This is a genomic window from Gallintestinimicrobium sp. (genome assembly GCF_046968865.1).
Classification (GTDB): Bacteria; Bacillota; Clostridia; order Lachnospirales; family Lachnospiraceae; genus Gallintestinimicrobium; species Gallintestinimicrobium propionicum.
Window position 1 is genome coordinate 72722 of record NZ_JBKVPW010000012.1, and the last position, 15596, is coordinate 88317.

The following is a 15596-nucleotide window of genomic DNA, read 5'->3' on the forward strand; positions in this document are numbered from 1 at the left end:
ATGCAACCACCCCACCCGGTATAAATGGAATACAGGTTCCTTTAAGCTCTATGCAGTCAAATCAGAAAATGAAATTAACTCAATCCCGTTTTCTAAAATAAAGTCCTTCATTTCTGTTGAAAGGTAGAATTCAAGATCTCTCATTCTCTCCAAGCTGCAGGACGATAATTTTAACAGATCAGCATCAACAAAGCCCGGGTGGCAGACAAGCGCCACATACTCAAATCCCTTTAGATATTCCAGGTTGTCAAAAAATAATTTCATCGGATCGCGGTTCAACTGTTCCATTGCATGAAACTCTTTTCCTCTGGTTGACAGATTCATTAATTCGTCATTTTTTATCGGCGCGTCACGAAAGTCTATGATATTATATTTTTTGTACAGATCATCACAAAACGGAACTCCTGTCTCAGCTGATAACGTCCGGTACGCTTCCTCCATAGAGCCGGTTTGAATGGAATGCCCACACAGATAGGCAGGCGCTCTCCCGCATAAATCAACGAAACGCTGATACTGTGCCGCTATTTCTTTATATACTTCATGAAACGGTAATAACTCATTCTGCCCTTCTTTCGTAGCCCATTTTGGATCATTCACTCTGATTTTTGAGCTGATAAAACGGCCATTTTCATCAACCAAATGTGGAATTTCCCTGTAATCTGATACGCAGGGACCGCAAACCAGATTAAAGTCTATTCCAAAACAGCAGGTTTCCCTTTCTTTTACAAATTGTGCCGCCCATGGGGCGATCTCCATATTCGTAAACATGCCCGAGCTTGTTAAAATCCCATGATCAAATGCTTCGATGATTCCATACGTAACACTTTTTGTAATTCCATAATCATCACCTTTAACCAAAAGCTTCATTTTTCTTCCTCCTTTATTGCAGATACATCGTTTTCGTAAAACAGCCTTTTAAATGAAAGCTCAAATTGCCTGTATTCAATTTTCAAGGAGCACTTAGCAAACCGAACGGCAGAAAAATATTGACATGTCAGTATTTCTCAGTACACTGATGACGCATAAGGATTACAGTGCGATACAGCTAATGTACGGTTCCTGCAAAAATAAAACCCCAGCACTCTCATGCTGAGGTAATGCCCTTGCGGTTACAATCCTCTCGTGTACATAACCGAGTAACATGTATCATAAGATACAGCAATTCGTTACTTGTACAGCTTTTCTTAAATTCTTTATATAAATATTGATCAATATTATATACGCAGTTATAGATATCGGGATAAGTATTTTTCATATTATCATACAGTTCATCAATATTACCGTCCATAAATTCTTCATTATTTTCTTTTCTTAGGACATAATATTTCAAGTGAATTTTAAACCTGAAATAATTGAAGTCATTTTTATCAAGAACAATGCCAAAATAATCCTCTATAATTTTTGTTACGTTTTTAATGATTCGGGTAATTTGACTCTGGTGCTGCTGATCATCCTGATTCGTTTTTCCTTCCAGTGCATTCAGCAAATGCATGGTTATACTTGTAACCTCCCCTTTATCCAGGCATACCTGATATTTTGCATTAATATTTTTGACGATCCATTTTGCCAGCTTTGTCAAGTGGGGATATTCAAACTCAATTTCATAAGAATAAGGTAGCGATATTTGCATTCCCTTATGATATCTGGTAACTGCAAAATTGATATGATCTGCAAGGATAAACACCAGATTAGGATTCAGATTACCGTCAATTTTACTCTCTATGGCATCAACGATACGGCTTGTAAAAAGGAACATGTTCTCCGGAATCTCCGACAACAAATTGTAATATCGGTAATCTATATCATAAAATGAACGCTCTATTTTTGACATATCATTAATACTATAAGGGAGTTCTCCAAAGCCGATACCCTTGCCAAACAAGACTACCTCGTGCCCGTTTCCGTCAACACCAATGGCTACATTATTATTGATTTTTTTGACAATCATCATAGCAATACCTTCTTACCCTTTCATTAGTACTCCCTTTTATCACTACGATTTCTTCCTGCGTATCAAGCTGTTTTCAACAGCGTCCTGTAAGTTGCTTTGAAAAACCAAGCAATAAATGTTTATAAAATAAAAAAAACTCTTTGCGCACCCATCCCCTTAGGTGATGCCTCAAAGAGTTACAATCCCTTGTTACATATAAATGATATCACTATTTAAAACAGTTGTCAACCGGATTTTTTCTCCTGTAGCGCCTGACAGCGAAAAGGGACGCCGACCGGCAAAACAGCAGCCTCAAAGCCCTGTTTGCCGATCCGGCATCCCTTTTCTTCTCTTCCATTTGCATGCGGTCAGTGGGACTCGAACCCACACGGTTGCCCATTGGCACCTAAAACCAACGCGTCTGCCAATTCCGCCATGACCGCTCACCGCTCCGGCAGCCGGTTGTTTCGGCTGCCGAAGATTTCTCTTTCGTATAACTCAATTATTATACCGAGCTTTTGAAACTTCTGTCAAGGGTTTTACGGCATTCTATGGCGCCGTTTTCGTACCATTCACCCGTGCACTGTGAAAGTTCACCCGCGCCATTCGCAAAATCGCATCTTCGATGCTTTCCGCTGCTTCGCAGCTCATTTTTGCTCATGAAACGGCGCTCCCTTCGTACCTTCCCGGGAGCAGATTTTCCTGCAAGCACGAAATCTGCTCCCAGAAAGGTACGAGTGAACTACGGCATCAGCTCATAGATTCCACGGTCCTTGTTGTCCCGCACGGACAGCCAAAGGTAATTGTTATCATCGTCCACATCCTGGCAGACCGGTACCTCCTTGCGGTTCGAACCGGCTCCGTAGGGGCTCCAGATTCCCGCGTCCGCAAAGCCGTTCCACTCTTCCTGATTGCCGTCCCAATTTAACGTCGTCAGGTACATTTCTCCGCTGTAGAAGCCGCTGCGGAACGTTCCGATCACATTCTGGATGTAACGCTCCTTTTTGGCAGCCTTGCTCATATCCAGCTCGTAATGCTCCTGTCCTTCACCGTCCGGCAGGTCGTTTTTCCATTCTCCGGCATACATATGCTCGCGGTAGGCGCGGTCCGACGTGGTGTCATCGTCATAATAAACGTAAAAGCGCACCCACTTGCCGTTGCCTTCGCGTTTGCCATTCGACCACTCGCCGTAGTAATAGGCGTTATCCGCATAGCAGGCGATTCCGGTTCCGTCCGGCTGTCCTGCGCTGCTGCGCTCGCCATAATAATAAAAGCTGTTTGCATCCGAAATATCCGACGACATCCTCATATACCAGGGAAGCATCGCCAGATCCTCCACCGCGTCCATATTATCCTGTTCCCAGTAACCGGACATCTCCAGAAGCATCTCTTCGTTTGTCTTGTTCGCACTCTCCGCGCCGGATAACGGATCGTTTCCACTCACCGTCCGGAGGTTGCCCTCCTGCTTGGCACCCTGACTTTCCTTCCCTTTGCCTGCGGGAAGTTTGCTGTCCGGATGCTCTGTCAGCGTCTCATCCTCCTGCTGTCCCCTTTCCGCCGTCTGCTTTTTCCCCGCTGTTGTTTCTTCCGTCTGATCCGCTGCGTTCTTCGTCTCTGATTCTGCAGACTCTGCCTGTTCCTCGCTGTACCATATCTGCGTGCTTTCCGTTTCTGCGATCTCTGCCCGTGTCTCCCTGCGCTGATGCAGCCGTACTGCGCACAGCGCGATGATAATTACCAGAAAAAGAGCAATCGCCGCCACCGGGATCAGATCCCTTTTTTTATCGTCCATGTCCGCATTTCCTCCAGTTGGTTTATTGTAACATAGGCTTTCTTTTTTTCCTATTTAAACTTTATTAAGAAAAACGAAAGCTTTTTCTGTTTCTTATATATATGCGTTTTCCTCCCTTGACATCCCTCAAAGTCCTGACTATTATGGAACAGAAAACGAATTTACCTTACACGAAAAGAGGAGTTTTATGAAAAAATGGATTGTCTGGCTGAAAAAAAGCAGTCCCTGGATTTTTCTGCTGATCGGCCCTGTTCTGAATTTTTATCTGCTGGAATGGTACACGCATAATCCGTTCCAGACCATGAAACCGTATATACAGGGGATGAATCTGGCACTGTTTGAATTTGCAGCACTGTTTTTATTTGCACTGACCGGCAGGATCAGCCGCGCACTCGGCATCGAAACCGCCTTCTGCGCCGTTTACGGTCTTGCAAACTATTTCGTCCTGGAATTTCGCGGCGCGCCCATCCAGCCGTGGGACATTCTTTCGATCTCGACCGCTGCCAGCGTCGCGGACAACTACGAATACAAATTGAACCGCACCGCAGTAATCGTGCTGATCTGTTTTGTCCTGCTTCTGGTTCTGGAATTTTTCCTGAAAAAAGGCTTTCCGAAAAAAAATAAAAAAGCCCGGATTGCCCGCGTCTGCCTCGCGCTTTCCTGCGGTCTTTTATGCTTTGGCTACACGAAAATGCTGCACAGCGAGGACATCGTCGAGCAGAAGCTTCACCTTTACAACAAGCTTTTCACTCCGACGACGATTCAATTTAAAAATGGTACTGTAACTGCGTTTTTAATGGAGCTTCAGTACATTTCTGTCGATAAGCCCTCCGGTTACAGCGCAGAAAACGCCAAGGAGCTGCTGGCATCCTATGATACCGGCTCTCAGGAATTCGATGGAACACCTTCGGACAATGCACAAAAGCCGAACATTATCGTCATCATGAACGAGGCGTTTTCCGATCCGTCCGTGCTCGGCGATTTTACAACGAACGAGGATTATATGCCCTTCGTGCACAGCCTGCTCGACGGCGCGGATAACACGATTTCCGGTCACTTAAATGTCTCCGTCAAGGGCGGCAACACTGCCAACACAGAATTTGAATACCTGACCGGCGCTTCAATGGCGTTCCTTCCTTATGGAAGCATTCCGTATCAGCAGTATGTGAAAAAAGAGACGCCTTCGATGGCCTCCTATCTTTCCTCCCTCGGCTATTACACGATTGCGATGCATCCCTACCGCGCCGCCGGCTGGGACAGAAATCTCGTTTATCCCAAACTCGGCTTCGATGAGATGCACTTTCAGGAGTTTTTCACAGATTCCCCCCTCGTGCGCAAATATGTCAGTGACGAGGGCAACTATGAAAAGATCATAAAGCTCTACGAGGAAAAAGATGCGGACACGCCGCTGTTTTTATTCAACGTGACGATGCAGAACCATTCCTCCTACAGTGACTGGGCGGATTACGACAACTTTTCCCCCGATATCACGGTAGAAGGCTCGGATTCCAAGCTGCTTCCGGCGTACCTGTCCTTGATCAGGCTGTCTGACAGCGCCATCCAGAACCTGGTTTCCTATTTTGAAGCACAGGAGGAACCTACCATGATCGTCTTTTTCGGAGATCATCAGCCTGCCGATTCCGTCGTACGTCCGGTCTGGAAGCTAAACGGCAAAGATGACGCGGACTTAACCGACGAGGAAGAGGCGCTGCGCTACAAGGTTCCGTTCTTTATCTGGGCAAACTTCGATATCGAAGCGGAAAAAGATCTGGAAATCAGCGCAAACTATCTTGCGGCAAAGACGCTGGACGCCGCCGGGCTTCCAAAATCCGCTTACGATGACTTCCTGTCGCAGCTGCGCACGGAAGTACCCGTCATTTCAGCCAACCATGTAACGCTGTCCGACGGAACCTTTACCACTGCATCCAAGCAAAAAGATCTGCTTTATGATTATCAGACCCTGCAGTATTACCTGCTTTTTGACTAAACCGCGGAGGATTTCCTTTTTTATGAAAAAAAAGATCTGTTTCTTTTCCTTCCTGCTGCCGTTTCTTTCCATGATGGCGATTTTTATCGGCAACGGCATTTATCCCTTCGGAGATCAGAGCTTCATGCACTCCGACATGTACCATCAGTACGTCCCCTTTCTGGAAGAATTTGTCCGGAAAGTGCGCGACAGCGAACCGCTCTACTACTCCTGGCGCATCGGTATGGGCTCCAATTACCTGTCTCTTTACGGCTACTACAGCGCAAGCCCGTTCAACTGGCTGATGCTCCTTTTGCCCGAAAAATATTTAATCGAATTTATGAGCTACATGGTCGTTTTCAAAATCGGTCTGTGCGGCTTCACCTTTTCCTGGCTTTTGACAGAAAAATTCCACACAAACGACCTTTCTGTCCTGTTCTTTTCCACATTTTATGCGATGTCCGGCTTCGTTGCCGCATATAACTGGAACGTCATGTGGATGGATACCCTCGTCCTCGCTCCGTTGATCGTTCTCGGTCTGGAAAAGCTGGTCTTCGAAAAAAAATACAGCCTCTACTGCATCACCCTCGGGCTGTGCATTTTATCGAACTATTACCTTTCCATCATGGTCTGCATCTTCCTGTGCCTGTACTTTCTCGTGCTCGTGCCGAACCTGTTTGGCTCTGATGGCTGGAAAGCGTTCCGCGCAAGGCTGCTTGGCGCAATCGGACGTTTTGCTTTCTTTTCCCTGTTGGCTGGCGGTCTCGCCGCTGTGCTGCTGATCCCGGAAATCGCTGCCCTGCATGCGACTGAATTTTCCGAATTCAACTTTCCGGAAAAGATCAACTGGTACTTTTCCTTCTTCGACGTAATCGCGCGGCATGCGACCGGTGTATCCCGGGAAACCGGTCTGGATCACTGGCCGAATATTTTCTGCTCCAGCGCAGTCTTTTTCCTGATTCCGCTCTATATCGTCAACCGAAAAATCCCTCTGAAGGAAAAGCTCGGCAGACTGGTATTATGCGCCTTTTTCATCGTCAGCTTCTCGGTCAATACCCTGAATTTCATCTGGCACGGTTTCAACTACCCGGATTCGCTTCCGGCACGTCAGTCCTTTTTGTACATCCTGCTCGTGCTGCTGATGTGCTATGAGGCGTTTTCAAAGCTCGACGGCTTTACCATGCGCGAGCTGTTTGTCTCCCTCGCCTGCGGGCTCGGTTATCTTTTGCTGGCAGGAAAGCTCGTGGAGGACGACGCCTTTACCCAGGGCACCTTTGTGCTGAGCGCCTGCCTGCTTGCTGCCTACGCGCTGCTGCTCTATGCCTGGAAAAAAGGGAAAGAAAAACAGCCTGCAGACAGCCTCCCGTATCAGCGCGCGATTGCAATCGCCGTGCTGGCGCTGGTCGCTTTTGAATCAACCTACAACATGGCGCTGACGAGCGTTTCCACCACCAGCCGCAGCAGCTATCTGGAAAGCATTCCCGCCTACCGGGAGTTAGTTGCTCGTAATGAAGAAAAAGATTCCGATTTTTACCGCTACGAAAAGCTCAGCCGCGTCACCAAAAATGACGGTGCGCTGGCAGGCTATCCGACGGCGTCGCTGTTTTCTTCCACCTCCAACGCGGCGGTTCAGGACTGGTACGACCGCATGGGCATGAGTGAAAGCAAGGTATTTTACTGCTTTGACGGTCAGACGCCGCTTTCCGCAGCGCTTTTAAATGTCCGCTACCTGTTTTCCCGCTCCGATGCAGAGGATTCCAGCCTCTACACGCTGATCGACGAGCAGGACGGCGTTTACCTGTACAAAAACAACAAGACGCTGCCCGCCGGATTTATCCTGCAGGATGGACAGAATCTTTCTTCCTCTGAGTTTTCTGAAGAGACCTCCGACCCGTTCGAGGTACAAAATCGGATGGCGGCTTCTGTTTCGACCTCTGATCCGCTCTTTGTTTCCATCGAATCAGAGGAATCCGGCAATCAGGTTTTCTTTGATGTATACACGGAGGGGCATTACTACGCTTACTGTAAAAGCTCCAAGATCGATACCGTTTCGATCTCTTCCGCCAGCGTCAACAAAACGTATAAAAAAGTCAAATATGACTATATCCTCGATCTCGGTCGTCACGAAACCGGCGACCATGTAACACTGACCAACGACGAAGATAGCGTGCTGAATGCCGTTGTTGTGCGCCTGGATGAAGCAGTTTTGTCCCGCACACTGCAGACGCTCTCTGAGCAGCCCTTTACGGTAGATTCTTATGATTCCAGCCATGTGACCGGACATGTCGACGTCACCAAAGCCGGTCGGCTGATTTTATCCATCGCGGACGAACCCGGCTGGACAATGAAGGTGGACGGAGAAGCCGCAGACTACGACGTGTATGATGGTGTATTTCTATCCGTTCCGCTGACGGAGGGCAGCCACACGATCGAGCTTTCCTACCGCCCTGCAGGTCTGACCACCGGTCTGATCGTCAGCCTGATCTGCCTGCTTATGTTTATTGGAATCGGAGTTGCTCAGAAGCGTTTGGGAAAAAAATCCTGACACCCGGCTGATTTTATGCTATAATTTTTAACTGGTGCAGCGTTGGAACCGGAGGTACGAACAGCTACAGCTGTCCGTACCTGCACGATAAGACGTTTGATTCCTGATTCCCTGAGTTTCTGTCAGAAGCCAACGTCCGCTGCACTTTTTTACAGCTTCCTAAGATTATTGAAATATGCCGCCCTGCGGCAGAAAAGAGGTAATATGGAACACTTAATCATCCCGGAGAATTATTCCTCCGCCCTGAACCTGCACGATACCCAGATCGGTATTAAGACGGTGAAAGACTTTTTCCAGAGTCTTCTGGTCCGTCATTTAAACCTTCTGCGTGTCTCTGCTCCGTTATTCGTCGATCCCGCTTCCGGCATGAACGATAACTTAAACGGTTATGAGCGCCCGGTTTCCTTCGGCATTCTCGAGCAGAACGATTACCGCGCAGAGGTTGTACAGTCCCTTGCAAAATGGAAACGCTACGCGCTCAAGGAATACGGATTTTCTCTCGGCGAAGGTCTTTACACGGATATGAACGCCATCCGCCGCGACGAAACGACTGACAACATCCATTCCATTTTCGTCGATCAGTGGGACTGGGAAAAGGTCATCGACAAAAAGGACCGCAACCTGGAAACCTTAAAAGCAACCGTCCGCGACGTTTACAAGGCGCTGCGCAAAACGGAAATGTACATGGCGATCCAGTATGATTACATCGAAGAGATTCTGCCCCGTGAGATTTTCTTCATCACCACCCAGGAGCTTGCAGACATGTTCCCGGACAACACGCCCAAGGAGCGTGAATATTTCATCACCAAAGCAAAGGGCGCTGTCTGCATCATGCAGATCGGCGATAAGCTCGAAAACGGCGAGCCCCACGACGGCCGTGCACCCGACTACGATGACTGGGCATTAAACGCCGACATCCTCGTTTACTATCCTGTTCTGGACATCGCCCTGGAGCTGTCCTCTATGGGTATCCGCGTGGACAAAGAGGCTCTGCTGTCCCAGCTGGAAAAAGCCGGCTGTCCCGAGCGCGCAGAACTTCCGTTCCAGAAAGCAGTCCTCAACGAAGAGCTGCCTTACACCATCGGCGGCGGTATCGGTCAGTCCCGTATCTGTATGTTCTTCCTGCGCAAGGCGCACATCGGAGAAGTACAGTGCTCCATCTGGCCAGAGGAAATCCGCAAAGAAGCGGAAGCCCACGGAATCCAGCTGCTGTAAACAATAGAATGCACGCTTTGCGAGCATTCTATTGTCATGAACAATAGAATGTACGCTTTGCGAGCATTCTATTGTCATGAATAAGGATAAGCGTCTGCGCGTTGTCCTGTTATAGAATGCACGCTCCGTGAACCTTCCATTGTCATAAAAGAGCGAGGAAGCTGTATCGTACAACTTCCTCGCTCTTTTTTGGCAGCGCATCTCACAAAGGATCTTTTTCTCATCGCAATGCAGGCGCTGTCACCAGCTAATCTTAACTTCTTCTCTGCTCATCCTTTTTGCCGCAATGCCGCCTTTCCCTGCAGCATCCACAATAAAAACAGGCTTCCTGCTGACAGCACCAAAAACAGCACACAGGACGGAACGCTTAAAAATACGCCGCCAAAGGGCAACAGCTCTAACATCACATACACAAACAGGTTCGCAACGCTGTGGAACAGCATCGGCGCTGCAATCGTTCCATACCATTCATACACCAGCGCCAGCAGGCAGCCGATTACGGTCGCATAGACCGCCTGAACAAGATTTCCATGGAACAGACCGAACGCCAGTCCGGAAAGCACCACCGCATACGGCACTTTCAACACCTTGCGCAGCTGTCCATAGACCACGCCGCGGAAAACGATCTCTTCGCCCAGCGGCGCAAGAATGCCGTAGGAAATGATTCCCAGCCACACCGGCGTATCGAACTGCATTTCCGAAACCCTCTGAAAGGTCGGAGAGAACCGATACAATTCTGTCAATGTCAGAACACCGTTCATGCCGATTGCAATTGCCGCCGCCAAAATCACCATCGGAACGATGGACAGTTTATCGATTTCTTTTGTCGAATGGAACCGGATCTTTTTGTGCCAGATTCCGTAACAGATTATAAATGCACCGAACGTCGAGAGTGCGCTAGCCACATTCAGCCAGAAATTGTAGGAAGAGCCCTCCAGCTCCTGCAGCCCGATGGCATACACAATCGATACCGCCGTCAAAATTACGCTGCTGATTAGGAGACTGATTACATAATAAGCAAACATCGCCAGTGCGCTGGTTCCAACTGCACTCCAGAACTGCCCGGATTTGGTCTTCGTTTTGGCAGCGCTGCCGCGATAGCGCTCTGAAAGGGTATTCGAGCCAGTCGCCGTGCTGTTTCCTGCCTGCGTGTCTCTTCCTGCCTGCGCTCTGTTTCCTGTCTGCGTGTCTCTTCCTGCCTGCGTGCCACTTCCTGCCTGTGTGCCGCTTCCTGCCTGTGTGCCGCCCAGCAGTACGCTTCGCAGTCCTTCCACATCCCGGACAATGATCTCCGCACCGGCATTTTCCAGCTCTCCCGGCTGTGCATACCCATATGACACCGCGATACAGTGTGCACCGATCGCTTTCGCACCCTCCACATCGAAGCTGCGGTCGCCGATCATCACCATCTTATCCGGATCGCTTTCGCCCCGCGCTGCAAGCTGGGACAGCACCTCTGCAACCACTTCTTCTTTGTGCACTCTTCTTCCGTCCAGCTCGCTTCCGACCACGATGTCAAAATATTCCCGGATTCCGAAATGCACCAGAATATCCTCCACATAAACGGTCGGTTTGCTCGATGCAATCGCCAGCGTCGCCCCGGATGCCTTCAGATCATGCAAAAGCGCTCCCATTCCGGGATACAGCACATTTTCGTATTTGCCGGTTACAGAAAACCGCTCCCGGTACTTCTCAACTGCCTCCTGCGCCTGCTCCGCCGTAAAGTTATAATATTTCATAAAGCTCTCTGCAAGCGGCGGTCCGATAAACGGCTCCAGCCGATCCAGCTCCGGTTCTTCAATCCCAAAGCTTCTAAGCGCATACTGCACACAGCCGCAAATTCCCTGTTTCGGATCGCTGATTGTTCCGTCCAGGTCAAATAAAATACAGGAAAACATAACAGTCTCCTTTCATTTCTCTTCTGTTCTGCAGCCAAACGCCTGCAGCCTGTCTTTATAGTGTACCAGAAAGCACACGAAAAGGTTATGAAATTTTTGTGAAATAGAGATTTTCCGTTTCCTGCGTTCATAAGTTGTAACAAAAATCCGGCAGGAGCCTTCATGATCCGAGATTTCGTTCATCTGATTCAAAATAAACTGCGCCACTATGCCGTTTTTCCCTCTCTGCACAGCCTCTCCCGCTCGTCTGCATTCCAAACTGCCCTGTTTTTGCTCGGCGTCCTCGCCTTTGCCCGCGCGTGCATTTTTCTCGCCCCTCCGTCTGTAACAACACTGGCGTCTGCCTCTGTAAACGGCACATTTATGCCTATTTGCCGTGTCGAAACCGACCAGAAAAAAGTCGCGCTGACCTTCAACTGCACCTACAGTGCACAAGACATGCAGCAGCTTTTGGAAATTCTGAAAGAAAAAAATGTGCACGCCACCTTTTTCGTTTCCGACACCTGGGCAAAAAACTATCCGGAGCTGCTCTGTACGATTCACAACGCCGGACACGATATCGGCGGTCTGTGGACAACGCAGGCATCTCTTTCCATCCGGGAACAGACGCTCACACTGGAAAATCTCACGCAGCGAATTGATCGCCTTACCGATTCTGAAACGACGTTGTTTCGTTTTGAAGACGGAAACTATGACAACTCTGCTATCCGGCTCATCCAGGAAGCCGGCGGTTATCCGGTGCAGTGGAACATCAATTCCATGGACTGGAAAGACTACGGGGCACAGGACATCCTCCATCGGATTTTAAACAGTCGCCAACTCCAAAACGGCTCTATCCTCCTGTTCCATGCCGGAACTGTTTATACCGCACAGGCGCTTCCTGACCTGATCGACAATCTGGAGGATCAGGGCTATCAGCCAGTTCCCATCTCCGAGCTGATCTGGAAGCACTCCTATTATATGGATGCAGACGGCGTACAGATTCCGAAGACGGAACCGTAAACAATAGAATGCACGCAGAGCGTGCATTCTATTATTTCTTTTCTTCTTTTTTATCTTCTTTTTTCACTTCCAGCATAGACGTACAGTACGGACAGCGGGTTGCCTCTGCCGCAACCTTGCTTCTGCAATAAGGGCACATTTTCACAGCAGGTTTTTCCGGCTCCTTCTTTTTGCCAAGACCAGCCAGCGCATTCATCCCTTTTACCATCAGGAAAATAATCACTGCCATTATGATGAAATTGATCACTGCGGTCAAAAATGCACCATAGCGGATTTCCACATCCCCGACCATCACAGACAAATACGTCAGATCTGTATTGGCAAACAGGCCGATCAGCGGTGAAATCACATCGTTTACCAGCGAATTGATGATCGCCTGAAACGCAGCACCAATGATAACGCCGACTGCCAGATCCATGACATTTCCTCTCAGCGCAAATTCCTTAAATTCCTGCAACAGTTTTTTCATAGTGGTATCCTTTCTTTTGTTATGTTATACTTTGGGACATGAAACGAAGAAATTTATCCCATTTAAAACTTACAATCTTTTTGATCCTGCTCGCTGTCCTGATTTTTGCAGCGGCAGCCCTGATCCTGAAAACCATAAAAAACGCTTCCACTCAGGTGCTCTCCTGGTCGGAAGCTGTTGAAGCCGTTTCCTCAGAACCTGTCAAAAATGTGCAGCCATCCTTAAGTGTCCCCACGCAGATTACCAAAATCGGTGACGATTATTTTCTGGTGGACTGCTATCACAATCAGATTCTGACCTCGAAAACACCGGATGCTCTACTTACCGACTGGTATGTAATGACCGATCAGATCAACCGCGGGCACACTATTGCAGGAGACGGCACCGTTTATCTTGCAGATGACACCGAAAACAACCGCGTCCTCATCTTTGAAAAACAGGACGGACAGTTTTATCTTACCCAGCTTTTCAACGAAATCGGCACTCGCCCGCATTACGTCGTCTATGATGAAACGGAAAAACGTTTTTATGTACTCAGCTCCATGACCGGACAATTGTACGTCTTTTACCGTCCCGACCCGGACAGTCCCTCTGTTGCTCTCGAAAAAATCCTCTCTGTGCCAGAGCTGGATCAGATTTATGTCCGCTCCTTTACAATCGACGGCGACGACCTGTACTTTGTTTCCGGCAATCAGTCGATTCTGCGCACCCGCAAAAAAGACCTGAAGATCCTGGAACGGTTCCCGGTTCCTGCCGAAATCTCCGGCATGATCCAGCTGACACACATTCAGGACTGGTTTTACATCACCGTTTCCACCGACCTTACCGGCAATCAGGATTATGCGACGATCCTGCGCGTGCAGGATTTAAACGATCTTTCTTCCGGCAGCTGGGAGGATATTTATGACAACTTTGCCGGAGGCGGAACGCCTTATTATATCTCTTCCTTTGACGGACATTATTATCTGACGGAGCACAGGATTCCCGGACACAGCGTCTGGCAGTTCGATGTCATCGACAACGCACTGACAGACATCCGCGCCCTGTTTTAGGACTCATCGACCGTTTCTGATCGTCTTGCGTTTCGAAAGCCCATGTTTCGTACTTTGCTTTTTAGTATATCTGTTTCAGCTTTCCTGTACAATCCTTTTATCGCGTTCCCGCTTTGAAAAAACGCAGCCGCAATAATCCTGACGGTACAGGTCGTACTGGCGACTTAACTCGATGGACCTTAAATAGCCGCCCTTTTTCTTAAAATCCGACGGCAGGCACGCCACATGATATTCCTCCGCCAGTTGGCTGCCGATTTCGTTAAGCTTCTGCGCATTTTTCAGTGGGCTGATCGTCAGCGTTGTTGTAAAAAAATCATAGCCGCCCTCTGCCGCCAGCCTCGCCGCTTCCCGCAGCCGCAGCTCGTAGCAGATAAAGCAGCGCTCTCCGCCCTCCGGACAGTCCTCCAGCCCTTTCGTCGCCTCGAAAAATTTTTCCGACTCGTAAGTGCCCTCCAAAAGTGCGATCTGGTTCAGCATTTCAGACCCTTTCGCCTCTTCATTCAGCGTGCTCACCAGACGTTTTAATTCCTCCACCCGATGCCGGTATTCCTCCAAAAAGCTGATGTTTGGATTGTAATAAAATACCGTCACGTCGAAATACTGCCGCAAATATTCCAGACAGTAGCTAGAGCACGGCGCACAGCAGCTGTGCAAAAACAGCCGCCGGTGATGATCCGGAAGCTTATCGATTAGGTATTCCAGTTCTTTTTGATAGTTAATTTTGTTCATTTCTCCTCTTATTCACATGCAGAAAAATTTTATATTTTAACCATTTTCTTCTGCATCGGAATCTTCTGATTTACTTTTCCTGCCGAACTTTTTTACATACTCCTGCGCTTCTGCCAGAGAAATGTTCAGCTTTTTCTGTAATCTTGCAAGAATCTCTTCTTCTGAAATCCCAAATTCATATCCAGTCTCAATAATTCCTTTTGCTTCTCCTTCTGCTATCCCCTCACGCCTCGTCTCTTCAAACACGGTGCACATATCAGCACCTCCTTTCCTGGCAATTTTATTATAATCTATTTTACAGTTTGCCGCGCCCGCAGCAGTCATAATCACTGTCTTTTCCACTCGATGCTCTCTGGCGTAGTTTATCGCCCGATCTCTTGTTTCCTGAAGCTTTCCATTCCGATCCAACAGAATACCGAGCAGATTAAACAGATCCCGGTTGTTGATATTATGCAGCTTCAGATCATTTTTTCTCGCTTCCACGAGGTGCATCCGGTAATCATTGACAAATGGCTTCATTTCCTCTGAAATATGCAGCATCCCATGCAGAGACACCGCACCGTCCCACGGCTTTTCCCCATAATAAACAACAACTGTTATAACAGGAACCAGCCGATCATCCTTTTTCATTTTTGACAGATATTCCTCTTCTGTCAAGCTCTTTGCTGTTTTATACTTTGCCGCATTGTCCACATATTGCTTCTGATAAGCTGCATAATCATACCCCATTACCCGCATGGGCATCGCATAATGAATATGCTCCTGTCCTTCCATTCCCAGTATAACAAATTCCACGCCATATACGGTAGACTTTTTTCGAATTTTGACCGTATCTCTCGACGCTCCGATGCTTTCCGCATATTCTTTATGCTCCAAAACGGAGGATTCTTCCGTATCCAAATCGCATTGTTCCATAATAATCCTATCTTCGTACTACCTTAAAAGGTACTACCCCATAACCACGAAGACCCCACAGAAGAGATTTCTCCCTTCTGTGA

Annotated in this window: 12 protein-coding genes and 1 tRNA gene; 5 read left to right on the forward strand and 8 right to left on the reverse strand. The window is 48.1% G+C overall.

From position 1 onward, the window contains the following. Positions 1–48 precede the first annotated feature (48 nt). The 4 genes from ACLTOQ_RS11370 to ACLTOQ_RS11385 form a co-directional block, all read right to left on the reverse strand. Complete coding sequence (locus tag ACLTOQ_RS11370) at positions 49–867, reverse strand: ChbG/HpnK family deacetylase (RefSeq protein ID WP_277098474.1); 819 nt, start codon at positions 865–867, stop codon at positions 49–51. 217 nt (positions 868–1084) lie between these two features. Then, a complete protein-coding gene (locus ACLTOQ_RS11375; RefSeq protein ID WP_337597817.1) occupies positions 1085–1951 on the reverse strand; it encodes a PRD domain-containing protein in 867 nt (288 codons plus the stop codon). A 342-nt stretch (positions 1952–2293) separates the two neighbouring features. Then, a tRNA-Leu gene (locus tag ACLTOQ_RS11380) sits at positions 2294–2373 on the reverse strand. 299 nt (positions 2374–2672) lie between these two features. Beyond that, a complete protein-coding gene (locus ACLTOQ_RS11385) occupies positions 2673–3722 on the reverse strand; it encodes a hypothetical protein (protein ID WP_412319465.1) in 1050 nt (349 codons plus the stop codon). A 187-nt stretch (positions 3723–3909) separates the two neighbouring features. On the opposite strand from ACLTOQ_RS11385, the gene ACLTOQ_RS11390 reads away from it, so the two are divergent. The 3 genes from ACLTOQ_RS11390 to asnA all read left to right on the forward strand — a co-directional run bounded on the left by ACLTOQ_RS11390 (position 3910) and on the right by asnA (position 9448). Then, positions 3910–5709, forward strand: a complete 1800-nt coding sequence (locus ACLTOQ_RS11390) for an LTA synthase family protein (protein WP_412319466.1) — start codon at positions 3910–3912, stop codon at positions 5707–5709. A 22-nt stretch (positions 5710–5731) separates the two neighbouring features. Continuing rightward, a complete protein-coding gene (locus tag ACLTOQ_RS11395) occupies positions 5732–8233 on the forward strand; it encodes a YfhO family protein (RefSeq protein ID WP_412319467.1) in 2502 nt (833 codons plus the stop codon). Between the two features lie 204 nt (positions 8234–8437). Next, on the forward strand, positions 8438–9448 hold the full coding sequence (asnA, locus tag ACLTOQ_RS11400) for an aspartate--ammonia ligase (protein WP_021915280.1): 1011 nt from the start codon (positions 8438–8440) through the stop codon (positions 9446–9448). A gap of 269 nt (positions 9449–9717) precedes the next feature. On the opposite strand, the gene ACLTOQ_RS11405 is transcribed toward asnA, so the two are convergent. Further along, a complete protein-coding gene (locus ACLTOQ_RS11405) occupies positions 9718–11346 on the reverse strand; it encodes an HAD hydrolase-like protein (protein WP_412319468.1) in 1629 nt (542 codons plus the stop codon). Between the two features lie 162 nt (positions 11347–11508). Here ACLTOQ_RS11405 and ACLTOQ_RS11410 point away from each other — a divergent pair, with 162 nt between their 5' ends. Beyond that, a complete protein-coding gene (locus ACLTOQ_RS11410) occupies positions 11509–12348 on the forward strand; it encodes a polysaccharide deacetylase family protein (RefSeq protein ID WP_337755268.1) in 840 nt (279 codons plus the stop codon). 31 nt (positions 12349–12379) lie between these two features. Here the strand turns inward: ACLTOQ_RS11410 and mscL are convergent, their stop codons facing one another. Next, positions 12380–12817, reverse strand: coding sequence for a large conductance mechanosensitive channel protein MscL (gene mscL, locus ACLTOQ_RS11415; protein ID WP_337562218.1), 438 nt, complete (start codon positions 12815–12817; stop codon positions 12380–12382). A gap of 38 nt (positions 12818–12855) precedes the next feature. On the opposite strand from mscL, the gene ACLTOQ_RS11420 reads away from it, so the two are divergent. Continuing rightward, a complete protein-coding gene (locus tag ACLTOQ_RS11420) occupies positions 12856–13869 on the forward strand; it encodes a hypothetical protein (protein ID WP_337562216.1) in 1014 nt (337 codons plus the stop codon). Positions 13870–13944: 75 nt separating this feature from the next. Here ACLTOQ_RS11420 and ACLTOQ_RS11425 read toward each other — a convergent pair whose 3' ends face one another. Continuing rightward, entirely contained in the window at positions 13945–14598 is a 654-nt protein-coding gene (locus ACLTOQ_RS11425; protein WP_412319469.1) for an epoxyqueuosine reductase QueH, read from the reverse strand. 36 nt (positions 14599–14634) lie between these two features. Beyond that, positions 14635–15513, reverse strand: coding sequence for a transposase (locus ACLTOQ_RS11430; protein WP_412319470.1), 879 nt, complete (start codon positions 15511–15513; stop codon positions 14635–14637). Positions 15514–15596 lie beyond the last annotated feature (83 nt).

Excerpts from the sequence above, each read along its gene's own strand:
- ACLTOQ_RS11390 (WP_412319466.1), top strand. The coding sequence starts at position 3,910 with ATGAAAAAATGGATTGTCTGGCTGAAAAAAAGCAGTCCCTGGATTTTT.
- ACLTOQ_RS11395 (WP_412319467.1), top strand. The coding sequence starts at position 5,732 with ATGAAAAAAAAGATCTGTTTCTTTTCCTTCCTGCTGCCGTTTCTTTCC.
- ACLTOQ_RS11375 (WP_337597817.1), bottom strand. The coding sequence starts at position 1,951 with ATGATGATTGTCAAAAAAATCAATAATAATGTAGCCATTGGTGTTGAC.
- asnA (WP_021915280.1), top strand. The coding sequence starts at position 8,438 with ATGGAACACTTAATCATCCCGGAGAATTATTCCTCCGCCCTGAACCTG.
- ACLTOQ_RS11405 (WP_412319468.1), bottom strand. The coding sequence starts at position 11,346 with ATGTTTTCCTGTATTTTATTTGACCTGGACGGAACAATCAGCGATCCG.
- mscL (WP_337562218.1), bottom strand. The coding sequence starts at position 12,817 with ATGAAAAAACTGTTGCAGGAATTTAAGGAATTTGCGCTGAGAGGAAAT.
- ACLTOQ_RS11370 (WP_277098474.1), bottom strand. The coding sequence starts at position 867 with ATGAAGCTTTTGGTTAAAGGTGATGATTATGGAATTACAAAAAGTGTT.
- ACLTOQ_RS11420 (WP_337562216.1), top strand. The coding sequence starts at position 12,856 with ATGAAACGAAGAAATTTATCCCATTTAAAACTTACAATCTTTTTGATC.
- ACLTOQ_RS11430 (WP_412319470.1), bottom strand. The coding sequence starts at position 15,513 with ATGGAACAATGCGATTTGGATACGGAAGAATCCTCCGTTTTGGAGCAT.
- ACLTOQ_RS11410 (WP_337755268.1), top strand. The coding sequence starts at position 11,509 with ATGATCCGAGATTTCGTTCATCTGATTCAAAATAAACTGCGCCACTAT.
- ACLTOQ_RS11385 (WP_412319465.1), bottom strand. The coding sequence starts at position 3,722 with ATGGACGATAAAAAAAGGGATCTGATCCCGGTGGCGGCGATTGCTCTT.
- ACLTOQ_RS11425 (WP_412319469.1), bottom strand. The coding sequence starts at position 14,598 with ATGAACAAAATTAACTATCAAAAAGAACTGGAATACCTAATCGATAAG.